This is a genomic window from Streptococcus sp. SR4 (genome assembly GCF_000517725.1).
GTDB lineage: Bacteria > Bacillota > Bacilli > Lactobacillales > Streptococcaceae > Streptococcus > Streptococcus salivarius_F.
In genome coordinates this window covers 1-16,200 of record NZ_AZYW01000068.1, presented here as the reverse complement: position 1 = coordinate 16,200, position 16,200 = coordinate 1, and the positions used below count along the sequence as shown (strand labels likewise).

Sequence of the window (16,200 nt, the reverse complement as noted above, 5' to 3'; positions counted from 1 at the left end):
AGCTGTTTGATGCCCAAACTATTGCCAGAATGAGAAACTTACTTTAATTGTCATAATCAGTTTCGACTGATTGTCTCGTCATCCTTTTTAGGATGCAACTAAAAATCATGAGGGGGACTATTCATGAAAAATGAAATGTTGGCTTTGATCCTTGCTGGTGGGCAAGGAACTCGTCTTGGAAAATTGACCCAAAGTATTGCCAAACCAGCTGTTCAGTTTGGTGGACGCTACCGTATCATTGACTTTGGTTTGTCAAACTGTGCCAATTCAGGGATTAACAATGTTGGTGTCATTACACAGTATCAACCACTTGCTTTGAACAACCATATCGGAAATGGTTCAAGTTGGGGCTTGGATGGTGTTAACTCTGGTGTATCAATTCTTCAACCTTACTCAGCTAGTGAAGGTAATCGTTGGTTTGAAGGTACCAGCCACGCTATTTACCAAAACATTGACTATATCGACAGCATCAATCCTGAATACGTTTTAATCTTGTCTGGTGACCATATTTATAAGATGGACTATGATGATATGCTCCAAGCACACAAAGACAACAACGCGAGTCTTACTGTAGCAGTTCTTGATGTGCCACTTAAGGAAGCTAGCCGTTTCGGTATCATGAACACAGACGCTAATAACCGTATCGTCGAATTCGAAGAAAAACCTGAAAATCCTAAATCAACGAAGGCATCAATGGGTATTTACATCTTTGACTGGAAACGTCTTCGCAATATGTTGGTTTCAGCTGAAAAGAGTGCAGTTGATATGTCTGACTTTGGTAAGAACGTTATTCCTGCTTATCTTGAAACAGGTGAAAGCGTCTATGCTTATGAATTTGAAGGCTACTGGAAGGACGTAGGTACTATCGAATCCCTTTGGGAAGCAAATATGGAGTATATTTCTCCAGAAAATGCTTTGGATAGCCGTAACCGTCAATGGAAAATTTATTCACGTAACATGATTGCACCACCAAACTTCTTTGGTGAACATGCTGAAATTGAAGACTCACTCGTTGTTGATGGCTGTTTGGTTGATGGAACTGTTAAACATTCAGTGCTTTCAACAAGTGCCCAAATCCGTGAAGGTGCGGTCGTTGAAGATTCAGTGATTATGAGTGGTGCAGTTATCGGTAAAGGTGCAAAAATTAAACGTGCGATTATCGGTGAAGGGGCACACATTTCTGATGGCGTGGAAATTGACGGTACAGAAGAAGTGCAAGTCGTAGGATACAATGAAGTAGTGGGGGTACCAAAAGATGAAGATTGATAAATATTCTGCAATTCTAGGAAATACCGTAGGATTCCATGACATGGATGGTTTGACTGAGCACCGTCCTATTGCCAGCCTACCATTTGGTGGAAAATATCGCCTCATCGACTTCCCGTTGTCTAACTTGGCTAACGCTGGTATCCGTAGCGTCTTTGGTATCTTCCAAAACGAAAATATCAGTTCTGTTTTCGACCACATTCGTTCAGGTCGTGAGTGGGGCTTATCAACACTCCTCAGCCACTACTACCTTGGTATTTATAACACTCCAGTTGAAAGTTCAACTGTTGATGAAGAATACTATCGTCAAATTTTGACTTACCTTAAACGTTCAGGGTCAGACCAAACGGTAGCGCTTAACAGTGATGTTTTGGTCAATATTGATCTTAACCAAGTTTTCCACCTTCACAATACAGCAGAACCAAAAATTACTGTTGTCTACAAAAAACTTCCGAAAGAACTCATTTCAGATGTAAACAGCATTTTGGAAATTGATGAATCTGACAAAGTGCTTGGCCATGAACTCTTCCAGGGTGGAGATAAAGAAGTTTACAATATGTCTACAGATATCTTTGTTGTGGATACACCATTCTTGATTGAAAAATTGGAAGAAGAAGCAGCTAAAGAAGAACCACGTAAGCTTCGTTATGTACTTCGTGATTTGGCAGTTGCTGAAAATGCTTTTGCTTACGAGTACACTGGTTACCTTTCAAATATCCACTCAGTGAAAGCGTACTTTGATGCTAACTTGGATATGTTGGAATCACAAAAATTCTATTCACTTTTTGCACCAAACCAAAAAGTTTATACAAAAGTTAAAAATGAAGAGCCAACATACTATGCAGCTTCATCTGATGTTAAAGTTTCTCAGTTTGCTTCAGGTTCTCTTGTCCGTGGTAAAGTAGATCATTCTGTTGTTTCACGTAATGTTGACTTGTCAGAAGGTTCAACTGTAAACCATGCAGTCATCTTCCCACGTGTTGAAGTTGGTAAGAATGCTACCGTTGAATATGCTATTGTGGATAAAGGTGTTAAAATCGCTGACGGCGTTACTATCCGCGGTACAGAAAACAACCCAGTTGTCATCAAAAAAGGTAGCGTTGTAACAGAGGATATTGTACGATGAAAATTTTATTTGTAGCGGCTGAAGGTGCACCTTTCGCTAAGACTGGCGGTTTGGGTGACGTTATCGGTGCTCTCCCTAAATCTCTAGTCAAAAATGGTCACGAAGTTGCCGTAATTCTCCCTTATTATGATGTGGTTTCGGCTAAGTTTGGCGATCAAGTTGAAGACCTTGGCTTCTTCTATACAAATGTTGGTTGGCGGCGTCAATATGTCGGCATCAAGAAAATCGTTCGCGATGGTGTGACTTTCTACTTCATTGATAATGAGCAGTATTTCAACCGTGGTACGGTATACGGTGAGTGGGACGATGGTGAGCGTTTCGGCTTCTTCCAAATGGCTGCCCTTGAGTTGATGGAAAAAGTGGACTTTATTCCAGATATTCTCCACGTTCATGACTACCACACAGGCATGATTCCATTCCTTCTTAAGGAAAAATACCATTGGATTCAAGCTTACCAAGGTATTAAGACAGTCTTCACTATCCACAATATTGAGTTCCAAGGTCAATTTGACAGTGGTATGCTTTGGGAAATCTTCGGTGTTGGTTATGAGCGTTATGCAGATGGTACCCTTCGTTGGAATGACTGCCTCAACTGGATGAAAGCTGCTGTTCTTTACGCAGACCGTGTAACAACAGTTTCACCTTCATATGCTGGAGAAATCCAAACACCTGAATTTGGTAAAGGCCTTGATCAAATCATGCGTATGGAATCTGGTAAGTTATCTGGTATTGTTAATGGTATCGATACGGACCTCCTTGATCCAGAAACGGATACTCACATTCCTTACCACTTCTCAGTGGATGATTTGTCAGGTAAAGCCAAAGACAAGGCAGCGCTTCAAGAACGTCTTGGTCTTCCAGTTCGTGAAGATGTACCAGTCATTGGTATGGTGTCTCGTTTGACAGACCAAAAAGGTTTCGATTTGGTGGTCAATGAGCTCCACAATATCTTGCAACATGATGTTCAGATTGTTCTTTTGGGTACTGGTTACAGTGACTATGAGAATTCTTTCTCTTGGTTCGGTCATGCCTACCCAGAGAAAATGTCTGCCAACATTACCTTCAACCTAGAGTTGGCTCAACAAATTTATGCTGGTTGTGACATTTTCCTTATGCCTTCAGCCTTCGAACCATGTGGTCTCTCTCAAATGATGTCTATGCGCTATGGTACCTTGCCAGTGGTTAGTGAGGTTGGTGGTCTTCGTGACACTGTTGAACCTTACAACCCTGTGACAGGCTCAGGTACAGGCTTCTCATTTGGTAACTTCTCAGGTTACTGGATGGTTCAAACCCTTGAAAAAGCTCTCGATGTCTACGAAAATCATGCTGAAGCTTGGAAACAACTTCAACACAATGCGATGACACGTGACTTCTCATGGGATACAGCAAGTTTGGCATATGTTGATTTGTACAAACAATTAGTATAGTTCCAAAGATAACTTTTCTCGTGAGGGAAAAGTTATCTTCATGTAAAGAGTTTGAAAATGCTTCTATACTTATTTAGTTCTTTAAGATTCGCTTGAAAGCAATTATGGAGATAACATCTAAAAATCTGAATAGAAGAATAACTCTAATCATGTTATAATGAATTTAACTGCTTTAGCAGTTTTGTAAAAAGATTTTGAAACCTTTGTTTTGAATCTTATCTGGCAAGGTTTGGGAGTTAAAAATTTCCAATCCCCCTTATCCTAATTATTCTCTTTTAGAGGTGGATCCAAGGTATAGAAGTAGTAAGAAAGGAATTCTATGCAACTAGAAAATTTAACAAAAGAACAATTTATCCGTGACTTTAAAGATACTCTCCATCAAGAGCAGTTGATTAAAGTTGCTAAGGCGACACCAACAGAAATCTTTACAGCCTTGGCTGGTTTGATCCGTAAATATTACACAAATACATGGATTGAACGTAACCATGCACTTTCAGACAATCAAGAAAAAATTGCTTACTACTTCTCGATTGAATTTCTTCCAGGTCGTATGTTGGAAACTAACCTTCTCAACCTTGGTATTCTTGACCTTGTTAAAGAAGGTTTCGCAGAACTTGATATCGATTTCCGCGAAGTGGTAGAAGCTGAGCATGATATGGCACTTGGTAACGGTGGTCTTGGTCGTTTGGCTGCTGCCTTCATGGATTCGCTTGCAACTACTGGTTATCCAGGTTTTGGTAATGGTCTTCGTTACCGTTACGGACTTTTCAAACAACGTATTGTTGATGGTTACCAAGTAGAGCTACCAGATGGTTGGTTTGGTTCAACAGGAAATGTTTGGGAAACGCGTAAAGACCATGATATTGTCTATGTAAAACTCTTTGGTGATGTTGTCCTTGAAAGCGACGAAGATGGTCGTTTTGTTCCAACTTATAAGAATGCTCAAGTTCTTCGTGCTGTGCCTTACGATGTGCCGCAAATTGGTTATAAGAATGGTGTGATTAACAACCTTCGTCTTTGGGATGTAGAAATTCCTGAAGAATACGAATTGGATTATCCTACGCTTGATGCACGTCGTCGTGTGAAAGATATTACTGCTATTCTTTATCCAGATGATTCAACGATTGAAGGTAAAGAATTGCGTTTGGTTCAAGAGTACTTCATGACAAGTGCCGGTCTCCAAACAATCATTAAATCTTACCTCAAGATGGGCTTGCCATTGAAAGATATCCACGAAAAAGTATCTGTTCACATCAATGATACGCACCCTGCGGTTGCACCAGCTGAATTCATGCGTCTCCTCCTTGATGAATATGGTCTTTCATGGGAAGATGCTTGGAATGCGACTGTTAAAACTATGAGCTACACTAACCACACTATTCTTCAAGAAGCCCTTGAAAAATGGGATCAACAGCTCTTCAAACGTGTCCTTCCACGTGTTTACCAAATCATCTTGGAAATCGACAACCGTTACATCGCTGAAATGGCTGGACGTGGTATTGCTGCAGATGTTATCGAACGTACTCGTATTGTTAAGGATAACCAAGTCCACATGGCTAACTTGGCGATTATTGGTGGTCACTCAGTTAACGGGGTTGCCAAACTCCACACAGAACTCCTTAAAGAAGATACCCTCCACGATTTCTATACTATTTTTCCTGAAAAATTCAATAACAAGACAAATGGTATCGTTCAACGTCGTTGGACACAAATTGCAGCTCCAGAACTTTCAGCAGCAATTGATGACGTGATTGGTGACGGTTGGCGTAACGACATCCATGAGCTTGAAAATCTTACAACTTACTTGGATGACAAGGAAGTCTTGAACCAGTTCTATCAAGTTAAGAAGACTGCTAAACAACGTTTGGCAGACTACATCAAAGAAACAACAGGCGTAGAAGTGTCAACAGATGCTATCTTTGATGTTCAAGTGAAACGTCTTCACGCTTACAAACGTCAATTGCTTAACCTTCTTCACATCATCAAACTTTATTGGGATCTGAAAGATAATCCAGATAAAGACATGGTACCTCGTGTATTCATCTTTGGTGCCAAAGCTGCCCCTGGTTATCACTTCGCTAAATCTGTTATCAAACTCATCAACGAAGTTGCCAATCTTGTTAACAATGACGAAAGCCTTCAAGGAAAACTTAAAGTGGTCTTCCTTGAAAACTATCGTGTCAGCCTTGCGGAACTTATCATTCCAGCAGCAGATGTCTCTGAACAAATCTCATTGGCTTCTAAAGAAGCATCTGGTACATCAAACATGAAATTCATGATGACTGGTGCTATTACCTTGGCAACACTTGATGGTGCCAACATTGAAATCAAGGATGAAGTTGGCGATGAGAATGTTGTCATCTTCGGTATGGACAAGGACGAAGTTTATGAACACTATGCACGTCACGATTACTACTCTCGTGCAGTTTATGAAAATAACCCAGTCATTCGTCGTGTCGTTGATACCTTTGTTAACGGTACGATTCCAAATGCTCAATCTGAAGGTACTGAAATTTACGAAGCCCTCATCACCCACAACGATGAGTACTTCCTCTTGGAAGACTTCGCTGCTTATGTAGAAGTTCAAGAGAAAATCGATGCGCTTTATCGTGATCATGACAAGTGGGCACGTATGAGCTTAGCTAATATTGCTAAATCTCACAAATTCACTTCAGATGATACGATCACAGAGTATGCTAAAGAAATTTGGGAATTGAAAAAATAGGCGATAGCTTATGAATCACAAAAAGATAACGACTAGAAATGGTCGTTGTCTTTTATTTTTTAAGAAGAGAGAAGTCGTAGACAGCCAAGCAGCATTTATAAATTCCAGTAGGAGTCTACCCGCAGATCTATCTTAGCCCTTGAAACTTGCACTTGCTTATCAAGATGTTATAATGACCTATAGGTATAAGCATCAAAAAGGGGGGGGAATTTATGGCTTTACGCAGCCAATTAATTACCAAGGAGTTTCCAGAATTAGATAGGGTCGAGCGTTTAAACAACGAGGCCTTTCCAGAAGAAGAACGTATTCCATTAATTGACTTCTTAAAATTGGATGGTCGTGATGATTATCATTTCTTTGCCTTTTATGACGAGGATGATTTTGTTGGATTTGCCTCAGTTCTCTACAATGCCAAAGTTTTTTATGTCAGTTTCTTTGCCATCGTACCTCAAATGCGGAGTCATGGCTACGGAAGTGAGATTATTGATAAACTGGTGGACTTTTATGGACCATCGCGTTCTATGGTCTTGGAAGTAGAGCGCTTGGATGAACCTAACGACAATCCTGAGCAACGTGCGGCGCGTTGGGATTTCTATAAGCGTAATGGTTTTAAGACTTCCAATGCCTTTTTGGAATATGAGGGTTTGAGCTTTGAGATTCTCTATCGTGGCGATCACTTTGACGAAAAAGCTTACAGAGACATATTCCACAAACTTCAGGAAAATGCTTATTTTGACTTCAGTATTAAACATCGTCGTTTGAGTGATTTATAAACAATCAAACCAAACAGGTCTTAGTCAACCTGTTTTTCATTTGTTTTCAGCGTTTGCCAATCGTTTTCAGAATATTTTGTCCTCCTATGCTATAATGGAAGTACTATGAAGAAAGTAATTTTACAGTATCTGGCAAGTGCTCTGACTGTAATCCTTATACTTGGTCTTGTGGTTTTCAACAGACAGCGAAATCACTCTCTGGTAAAGAAGGTCAAAGACCCTGAGATTTCCTATATCTATAAGGATTCTTTGGAAAATCTAGATAGATTGGCCCTTAGTCAGGCTGGGATTATACAATCCTATCAACTCGATTCTTTGTCTGTTAGGAAGGAAGATGGAAAGATTCACCTCGTTCTCCATATCAATCATTCCTATGATATGCAGGTAAATCTTGTCCTAAAGTCTGATATCTACGGTGATTTATCTGTTGTTCAAGCGACGCCATCAAAGGCTTTGAAGCTAGCCTTGGAGGACGAGTCTTATCAGAAACGGTTGACCTTAATTTCGCAAAAGGCAGATGCTATTATATCTCGTGATCACTGGGATCAGGCCATTAAGCCAGCCTATGTGGCTCAGGTGAGAAGTAAGATGAAGAAGACTTCCCTAACCCAGCTAGACAAGGTTCTTCAGGACGTTGACCAAGAAAGCAAGGAAGTGGGCTCGGATGCCTATACGGCCTTTTTCCAAGCTTCTCAACTGCCTAATCACGACAAGCTCAATTTGGTTATGGAGCACATGCAGGTTTATGTGGATAAGTACCAGTTTCTCCAGTTAGGGAAGTCAGGTTATAAATTTTCCAAAAAGCTAGAGCCAACCAGCGCTTTTTACAGTTACTTCCGTGAGGCTATTATGGAGACCTATCAGACGGATCTAGGGCTTGGTGTAGATGAGTTAGGTATCAAGCTCCACCTTTTTAGGTCTTGGATTGATAAGCAGTCCATGGACTATATTAGGACCAACTACAAGGGCAAGACGGATTTGGACAAGCTTCTGGCTTACAGCAAGGACAAGAAGATTAAGTTGGATTATACTACAGGTGCTTCCTATCATAATCGAAGCTTGGGAGACTTTACCTATCCAGAGAACATGAAAATTCAGCTACCTCAGACCAGTGTCATGGGACCTTACGGTGTCAGCAATTCCCGCTTTATTGAATTTATTGTCAATATGGATACAGGGAAATTTGTTTCTGAGTGGAATGTCTACAAGAAAAGGAAAGACGGTAGTATCGACTCTAATCCTAAGCATTACAAGGTTGAAGATGGTGCTGACATTGCTGATACGGACTCTGCTAACTACGGCCTATCTAAGGGATTAAATGCTGACTTGCCAGCCTATCTCAATAATAGCCATACCTATCTCGATGTTCGTCACCCTGCGGATAATGCGATTAGACGCAAGATGGTTAGAAAGTGGAAAAATGCCAAGAATGTCTTAAATGGTGGGCGCTATGCTGATATTGTTAAAAAAGGAGGCTTGAAAGATCTTGAAACATGGAAACAAGTTAAAGCTGAAGACCGCCTCCAGGTCTACAATGCTTACCTTGATTATATTCGCTCTCATCTTGTGCTTAATGGGTTTGACAGCTTTTACCAAGAAACCTACAACCCCCAAGGTGGAGACAAAAAAGACTGAAACCCTTGATAGTGTTCTTGTCGCTAAAAGTTTCTATCGTGTAAGGGATGCCTATGCCATCAAGCTCTACGGGCAGGATGAGGGGATGTCCTTTGATGTGGCTGGTCAGAGACTCTTTGGGTCAAATATTGCTATTAAAGATGGTCTGTTATATGGCTCCAGTCTTGGAGATTTGACCATTGAGGCTTATTTTCAGGGGGAGGCGTCCTACCTTTTAGAGGCCACCCAGAAGCTCCCAGTGGACAAAAATCGTATCAAGTCTAATCACTATAGTCAGGACATCGTTCTGAATAACGTTTGGTCTAGTCTGGAAGGTCAAGAAACCTCCAACAGTATCATCACTCAGTTTCAGGATAAGACCTTGCTTAAGCTGCGGATCAGCTACAACAAGGATTTCCTTCCGACTAAGATTCAAGGTTTTTACAATAGCCAAACCTTTAATGGCTGGCGGGACCTATTTTATATAGATTATCCATATAGTGATCAGGAAGCTTTCAATCAGGCTCAAGATGCCTATATACAACACATCCAGTACATGGAAACGCATCCTGAGGAAGAAGCAGGAGAGTTTGGTTAATAAAGCAAAATCACCTTTATCTCGAGATAAAGGTGATTTGTTTGTTCCTAAGAATTAGGTTTTAGGTTTGACTTGTGGCAACTTCTGGAAAAAGTTTGTCTAGGATTTTTGGAGTGATAGCTTGTCCAGGACCTTCAGCACAATAGGTGTGCATATACATAGAGGGATTGAAGTTGAGCTCGATACAAGTGCAATGAGGTTTTTCCTTGCTAGCAGGCTGAGTTTTATCTGGAATGATGAGGTCAACCCCGCAAGCCCAGGCCCCCATGCTAGTCGCCATAGCTGCAGCTAATTCTTGATAGGATGAATCCATGGTCTCAGTGATATCAATAGAGTCACCACCCGTAGAGATGTTGGAGTTACGGCGGAGATTGACCTTTTTCCCTTCTGGGAGAATATCATCAGGTGCATAACCTTGCTGAGTCAACATCAATTGTTCGATGTCTCCTAGCTCAATGATTTCCAGAGGTGAGCGGTGGTCACGGCCTCGCAATGGGTTGGCATTTTTCTGAGCGACTAATTCACGAATAGTGTGTTTGCCATCACCGACAACATTAGCAGCGACACGAAGGAGAACAGCCTCACAACGCCCGTCCAGAATGAAGAAACGGTATTCGGTTCCTGGGATAAATTCTTCAACAAGAACAGCTGTATCTTCTGCAAAGGCAATCTCGAGGGCTTTCTTATAGTTATCAAGGCTGGCAGGCTCTTGGAAAATGGAAATGCCCAGACCGAAGTTGGTTGATTTTGGTTTAACCACAATTTGCTTGTCCTTGATAAGAGGATAATAGGCTAGACCTTGTTCCAGACTGGTAAATTCGTCACCAGCGGGAACAGGAAAACCAGCATCAGCCAGGATTTTTTTGGTTACGGTTTTATTAGCCATGGCAAGAGGAACTACATAGTTGTCTTTTGAGGTCATGTTACCATTTTTGACGTACTCAACATGATCTTTATGCCAGAGTTTAAGGAATTGATCCTGCTCATCTAGGATTTCAAAATGAAGCCCTTTTTGAATGGCATCAAAGAGCAGCATCTGGGTAGAAAGTTCCATCTCCTCATACCCCTTAAGTGCATAGTGGGCAGTCCAGTCGTAATCATGATAGGCAAGAGCCTTGTCAAGGGCAAAGTCAGCAAGGGACTTGTCTTTGATATGAGGAAGAAGTTGGGCTGCTAGTGTCTTGTTAGGATCTGCAAAGGCATCTTTAACTTGTTTGACCAGACCTTGATGATAGTCACCAAGTCCAAAATGTTGCACCAGTTGGTCTAGAGCTGTCGTAATGTTCTGAGTTTCAGCTTCAGAAGGTAGAGGTTCTAAAGGATGAGAGAGGGCAATTTTTTCATTCAGCGCGTGACCTTGAGCCAGAGCCTGATCAACATTTTCAGGGGCATCCAGCCAGAGGAAGGCTAGAAGGAGTAGGTGTACGGTATCCATGGTATTTTGGCTAATACCGATACGCTCAAAGGGGTTGAGGTCGAAGTTACGGAATTCCAGGTAGGTGATTCCCTTGTCAAGGAAGGAGCGATTAACCTTTTGTCCACGGAAACGAACAGCCGAGTAAAATTCCTTCTCCGCAATCAAATCACCTTGTTCGATATAGTTTTCGATGGCAGAGACATAGTCTTCTAGGCTTGCAAAAGATACTTGGATTTCTTCCTTATTGACATAACCATGGTCGCTGTTTCGGAAGGAACGCACGGGTTCTGGCACTTCTTGGTCGAAGAAGTCTTGCTCAGCAACAGGTGCAGCACCAAAGAGATAGGTAATCACCCAACGGTAGCGCAAATAGTTCTGAGCCAGCTTAAGATAGAGGGCGTTCTTGAAAGCAATCATATCAGTCTGGTCACTTTCTTTGAATAAAGCCTCAACCAAATCTTTCCCAAGTTCCATATTATAGTGGATACCTGAGATAGCTTGAAGTTTGGTTCCGTATTTTTCAGCCAAGTAGTTACGATAATGGCGTTCGAATTCATTTTCCAGTTGGGCAACTTGGATTTCTTGGGCCTTGATACGAGGTGGCATGGACAAGGGCCAGAGAAGTTCATCTTTACTGATGGAACGTCCAGCTACATCGGTAATGGCTCCAAGAAAACGACGGGCCTCAGTGGTAGATTTAGCAACTGGTGTGATGAGCTCCATTTGAAACTCACAAAAATCTGTTTGAATATAAGGGTGGAAACTTCGAGCTCCTAGGCAAGAAGGGTGAGGCGTATGTGCTAATTTTCCCTGTCTATCGACACGAAGACTTTCGCGTTCAATTCCAAAGTTAGCTTGAAGGATAGGGCTGGTAGGCTCCAGCTTTTGAAGCAGTTGATTTATAGTCATAGAGTCACCTTTTCATCTAATGTTAGTGTTAGTCTATTATAAATAGGAACAGAAAACAAATTTCTGCTACGTTTGGCTGTAATTAACGAACATTTATGATAATTTTGTGAAAAATGAGCAGGTTTTAGAGAGATATTTTTATCAAACATCATAAAATGCTTACAAATGTTAGTGAAATGACATTGTGCTTGCAATTTTACTCAATTTAACCTATACTAATGACATATATATGAGAACGAAAAAATCCCTAGGGTCTGCCCTCAGGGGCTTTTGTATGCTCTCAAAAGGGTATGACCGTTCTTTTATAGATAAATGATAAGCATAAGACTCTTAGTTTTAAGCTTTGCTATGCCTAGAGTAGACGATATTTTTCGCCGTGGTCGAGACCATTCTGAACCTATTTGCACTTGTTCGAAGTTGCTCACAATTCGACAGTTCGCTCTGCCCAATAACGATGCTTTCGCCGTGATAGATTACAAAAATGGTGTATATCTATCGATGCATGAAACACGCTCTGCACAGAGCAGGCGATATTTTTCGCCGTGGCAATAGTTATAGAAGTCAAGAGACTTCTATAACACGGAAGTTTTGAGACCTAGGCTCAAAACTTAGCTATGAGATTCCGAAGGAAGCTGCTAGCGTCCGAAGCCACTTAAGAAAAATATCAAAAGAAAAAAAGAATAAGAATAAAAACGGAGGTAATTATGTTTCAAACCCTGATCGCCCAGATAAAGGAATACAAGAAACCCTCAATCCTAGCGTCCCTCTTCATGACGCTAGAAGTCATGTTTGAGATTTCCATTCCCTTTGTCATGGCCAATCTTTTGGACAAAGGTGTCCAGCAATCTAACATGTCTAACATTTGGCTCTATGGTGGCCTCATGTTGGTCTGTGCCTTCCTGTCGCTTTTCTGTGGGATGCAGTCGGCACGCTATGCGGCCTTTGCCTCTGCTGGATTTGCCAAGAATTTTCGCCAGGCCATTTTCAAAAAGGTTCAAACCTTCTCTTTTGAAAATATCGATAAGTTCTCAGCTGGTGGTTTGGTAACACGTATGATGACTGATGTTACCAACGTGCAGAACTCTTACCAGATGATTATCCGTATCTGTGTACGTGCACCTCTTAACTTGATTTTTGCCATTGCAGCAAGTTTCCTGATTAATGGCGAAATGGCTTGGATTTTCGTTGGTGTGACACTCTTCCTTGGTCTGGTTTTGGCTATTATTACCAAAATCGTTTACCCTCTCTTTACTCAAGTGTTTGAGGCTTATGACAACCTCAACAACAGTATCAAGGAAAATATCACCAACATGCGTGTGGTGAAATCCTATGTTAAAGAGAAAGAAGAGACGGACAAATTCAAGAAGGCCTCACGTCGTATTTACAAGATGTTCATGCGTGCCATTCGTGTGGTTGTCATGTCTAATCCAGCCATGATGTTGTCTATGTACGCATCCTTCCTCATGATTTCCTGGTTTGGTGCCCAGCTTATCGTTGGTGGTAGCCTAACTACTGGGGAATTGACTTCCATGTTCAGTTACACCATGACCATTCTCATGTCACTCATGATGTTCATGATGATTTTTGTCATGTTGTCTATCTCTATGGCCTCTGTAGAGCGCATCAATGAAGTGCTTAATACTGAATCAACCATTGTTTCACCTGAAAATGGCTTGACAGAAGTCACAGATGGTTCTATCAGCTTTGATCATGTGGATTTCTCATATACTGATGAAAATGGTGACAAGACCCATGTTCTCAAAGATATCACTCTAGATATTAAGTCTGGTGAGGTTATCGGTATTCTTGGTGGAACAGGTTCTGGTAAATCAAGTTTGGTTCAGCTCATTCCTCGTCTTTATGATGTGGAAGCCGGTCAGGTTAGGGTTGCTGGCCGCGATGTTAAGGACTATGATTTGGATAGCTTGCGTAAGCAAGTTGCCATGGTGCTTCAAACCAACGTTCTTTTCTCAGGAACCATTAAGGAAAATATGCGTTGGGGGAATAAACAGGCGACAGATGAAGAAATCATTGAAGCTTGTAAGATTGCCCAAGCCGATGAATTTATTCAAGAGTTTAAAGATGGCTATGACACCAAGATTGAACGTGGTGGAGCCAATGTCTCAGGGGGACAACGTCAACGTCTCTGTATCGCACGTGCCCTCCTCATGAATCCAAAAATCTTGATTCTGGATGATTCAACGTCAGCGGTTGATACTAAGACAGATAGTTTGATTCGTCAAGGTTTGGCATCAAGTCTTAAGGACACCACTAAGATTATCATTGGTCAACGTATTTCATCCATCCAAGATGCAGACCGCATCGTTGTTATGGATGATGGCCGTATCGATGCTATTGGTACCCACGATGAATTGGTGGCTAACAATGCCATTTATCGTGACGTCTACAAGATGCAAACACAAGGGAAAGGAGTAGCAGATGCAGAATAAGAAAAAAGCTAATTGGGGCTCTCTAGCACGTCTTCTACGCTTTTTGTGGCAAGACTACAAACTTTCGCTTTCTATCGCCTTTGTCCTTATTGTGGTTGCTTCCTTGGCAACGGTCAATTTGACGGCTTCTATTCAGTCCTTGGTTGACGTTTACGTTCAACCCATGCTCAAATCTGGTAGCCATGACTTTGGTCCGCTTTTACATTTCTTGACTTCAGTGGCTGTCTTCTGTCTTATCGGTGTGATTGCCAACTATGTGTCATCACTCCTCATGGCGACGATTTCGCAAGATTCTCTACGTTCCCTTCGTAATCAGCTCTTTGCTCGTATGCAAAAGCTTCCTGTTCGCTACTTTGACACTCACCAACACGGTGACATCATGTCTATCTACACCAACGACATCGATGCTCTCCGTCAGGCTGTTGAGCAATCCATTCCACAGTTGCTACAAACGGCTATTACCCTTATCGGGGTAACAGTGACAATGCTTACGGTTAGTCCTCTCCTCTTTATCGTGGTCCTAGTCATGGTAGGTATCATGTTTATGGTCATCAAAAATGTATCAGCCAAATCAGGCCGTTACTTCGGTGAACAACAAAAGAATTTGGGGATTGAGAATGGTTTCATCGAGGAAATGATGTCAGGTCAAAAAGTGGTCAAGGCCTTTGTTCACGAAGAAGAAAGCATGGCTGATTTTGACAAGATTAACGAGCAACTCTTTGAATCTTCTTACTTGGCCAACCGCTATGCCAATGTTCTCATGCCAATTCTTGGGAACTTAGGAAATGTTTCCTTTGTTTTGACCGCCTTGGTTGGTGGACTCTTTGCCCTTAATGGTGTCGGTGGTTTGACTATCGGTGGTCTCATGGCCTTCCTACAATTGAACCGTTCCTTCAACGGACCTATTACTCAGGTCTCTCAACAACTGAACTTTGTTCTTATGGCACTTGCTGGTGCTGACCGTATCTTTGACCTCTTGGATGAGCCAGAAGAAGTAGACCAAGGTAAGGTCACTTTGGTCAACTACGAATTGGTAGATGGTCAGATGGTTGTGACAGACAAGAAAACCAATCTCTGGGCTTGGAAACACCCACGTCCAAATGGCGACTACGAATTGGTCGAGTTGGTCGGAAATGTGGTCTTCCAAGACGTTGATTTCTCTTACGATGGTAAGAAACAAATCCTTCATGACGTTAACCTTTATGCAGACAAGGGGCAAAAGGTAGCCTTTGTGGGTGCGACGGGTGCTGGTAAGACGACGATTACCAACTTGATTAACCGTTTCTACGACATCCAATCAGGTGTGATTACTTATGATGGTATTGATGTCAAGTTGATTGAAAAAGATTCTCTTCGTCGCTCACTTGGTATCGTGCTTCAAGATACCCATCTCTTCACGGGAACTATCGCTGAAAATATTGCCTATGGTCGTGCCGATGCGACACGTGAGGAAATTCTTGAAGCTGCCCGTATTGCTAACGTGGATTCCTTTGTGCAACACTTGGATAATGGGTATGACACTGTTCTTACAGATGACGGTGCAGGCTTGTCTAATGGGCAACGTCAGCTTATCGCCATTGCGCGTGCTGCCCTTGCCAATGCACCGGTTCTTATCCTTGACGAGGCGACATCCTCTATTGACTCTCGTACCGAAAAAATGGTACAAGAAGGGATGGACCGACTTATGGAAGGACGTACGGTCTTCGTTATTGCCCACCGTCTTTCAACCATAGTCAACTCTGACGTTATCATGGTTATGGACCACGGACGTATCATTGAACGTGGTGACCACGATAGCCTTATGGAGCAAGGTGGTACTTATTACCGACTCTATACTGGTGGTCTTGAAATTGATTAAGACTAAAAAACTCAGGTTTTGCCTGAGTTTTTTCATT

At 41.8% G+C, this 16,200-nt stretch carries 10 protein-coding genes; 9 read left to right on the top strand and 1 reads right to left on the bottom strand.

All coding sequences use genetic code 11. The features are described from left to right. Positions 1-123 precede the first annotated feature (123 nt). The 7 genes from HMPREF1519_RS07795 (at position 124) to HMPREF1519_RS07765 (ending at position 9,529) form a co-directional block, all read left to right on the top strand. Positions 124-1,266 (top strand): glucose-1-phosphate adenylyltransferase, encoded by a 1,143-nt coding sequence (locus tag HMPREF1519_RS07795; RefSeq protein ID WP_014634805.1) that lies wholly within the window; start codon positions 124-126, stop codon positions 1,264-1,266. After that, positions 1,256-2,392, top strand: coding sequence for a glucose-1-phosphate adenylyltransferase subunit GlgD (glgD, locus tag HMPREF1519_RS07790; protein ID WP_002884710.1), 1,137 nt, complete (start codon positions 1,256-1,258; stop codon positions 2,390-2,392). Before HMPREF1519_RS07795 ends, glgD begins: the two co-directional genes overlap by 11 nt. Further along, positions 2,389-3,819 carry a glycogen synthase GlgA gene (gene glgA, locus HMPREF1519_RS07785; protein ID WP_002884231.1) on the top strand — a complete coding sequence of 477 codons (1,431 nt, stop codon included), beginning with the start codon at positions 2,389-2,391 and terminating at the stop codon, positions 3,817-3,819. The genes glgD and glgA overlap by 4 nt, the downstream gene beginning before the upstream one ends. Positions 3,820-4,138: 319 nt before the next feature. Continuing rightward, positions 4,139-6,544, top strand: coding sequence for a glycogen/starch/alpha-glucan phosphorylase (locus HMPREF1519_RS07780; protein ID WP_037611812.1), 2,406 nt, complete (start codon positions 4,139-4,141; stop codon positions 6,542-6,544). Positions 6,545-6,756: 212 nt separating this feature from the next. Next, complete coding sequence (locus HMPREF1519_RS07775; protein WP_037611810.1) at positions 6,757-7,317, top strand: GNAT family N-acetyltransferase; 561 nt, start codon at positions 6,757-6,759, stop codon at positions 7,315-7,317. A gap of 105 nt (positions 7,318-7,422) precedes the next feature. Next, positions 7,423-8,952, top strand: a complete 1,530-nt coding sequence (locus HMPREF1519_RS07770; RefSeq protein ID WP_037611809.1) for a DUF1310 family protein — start codon at positions 7,423-7,425, stop codon at positions 8,950-8,952. Continuing rightward, complete coding sequence (locus HMPREF1519_RS07765) at positions 8,933-9,529, top strand: hypothetical protein (protein WP_037611807.1); 597 nt, start codon at positions 8,933-8,935, stop codon at positions 9,527-9,529. Before HMPREF1519_RS07770 ends, HMPREF1519_RS07765 begins: the two co-directional genes overlap by 20 nt. Before the next feature lie 61 nt (positions 9,530-9,590). Here the strand turns inward: HMPREF1519_RS07765 and gshAB are convergent, their stop codons facing one another. After that, positions 9,591-11,855, bottom strand: a complete 2,265-nt coding sequence (gene gshAB / locus HMPREF1519_RS07760; RefSeq protein ID WP_037611805.1) for a bifunctional glutamate--cysteine ligase GshA/glutathione synthetase GshB — start codon at positions 11,853-11,855, stop codon at positions 9,591-9,593. A gap of 704 nt (positions 11,856-12,559) precedes the next feature. Between gshAB and HMPREF1519_RS07755 the strand changes: the two genes are divergently transcribed. Together HMPREF1519_RS07755 and HMPREF1519_RS07750 are read left to right on the top strand one after the other, a co-directional pair. Then, positions 12,560-14,305 carry an ABC transporter ATP-binding protein gene (locus HMPREF1519_RS07755; protein ID WP_037611803.1) on the top strand — a complete coding sequence of 582 codons (1,746 nt, stop codon included), beginning with the start codon at positions 12,560-12,562 and terminating at the stop codon, positions 14,303-14,305. Further along, positions 14,295-16,163, top strand: coding sequence for an ABC transporter ATP-binding protein (locus HMPREF1519_RS07750; RefSeq protein ID WP_013990253.1), 1,869 nt, complete (start codon positions 14,295-14,297; stop codon positions 16,161-16,163). Before HMPREF1519_RS07755 ends, HMPREF1519_RS07750 begins: the two co-directional genes overlap by 11 nt. Positions 16,164-16,200: the final 37 nt, after the last annotated feature.

Bases quoted from the DNA above. Each gene is read 5' to 3' on its own strand.
- HMPREF1519_RS07795 (WP_014634805.1), top strand. From the start codon at position 124: ATGAAAAATGAAATGTTGGCTTTGATCCTTGCTGGTGGGCAAGGAACT.
- HMPREF1519_RS07750 (WP_013990253.1), top strand. From the start codon at position 14,295: ATGCAGAATAAGAAAAAAGCTAATTGGGGCTCTCTAGCACGTCTTCTA.
- HMPREF1519_RS07780 (WP_037611812.1), top strand. From the start codon at position 4,139: ATGCAACTAGAAAATTTAACAAAAGAACAATTTATCCGTGACTTTAAA.
- HMPREF1519_RS07770 (WP_037611809.1), top strand. From the start codon at position 7,423: ATGAAGAAAGTAATTTTACAGTATCTGGCAAGTGCTCTGACTGTAATC.
- gshAB (WP_037611805.1), bottom strand. From the start codon at position 11,855: ATGACTATAAATCAACTGCTTCAAAAGCTGGAGCCTACCAGCCCTATC.
- glgA (WP_002884231.1), top strand. From the start codon at position 2,389: ATGAAAATTTTATTTGTAGCGGCTGAAGGTGCACCTTTCGCTAAGACT.
- glgD (WP_002884710.1), top strand. From the start codon at position 1,256: ATGAAGATTGATAAATATTCTGCAATTCTAGGAAATACCGTAGGATTC.
- HMPREF1519_RS07775 (WP_037611810.1), top strand. From the start codon at position 6,757: ATGGCTTTACGCAGCCAATTAATTACCAAGGAGTTTCCAGAATTAGAT.
- HMPREF1519_RS07755 (WP_037611803.1), top strand. From the start codon at position 12,560: ATGTTTCAAACCCTGATCGCCCAGATAAAGGAATACAAGAAACCCTCA.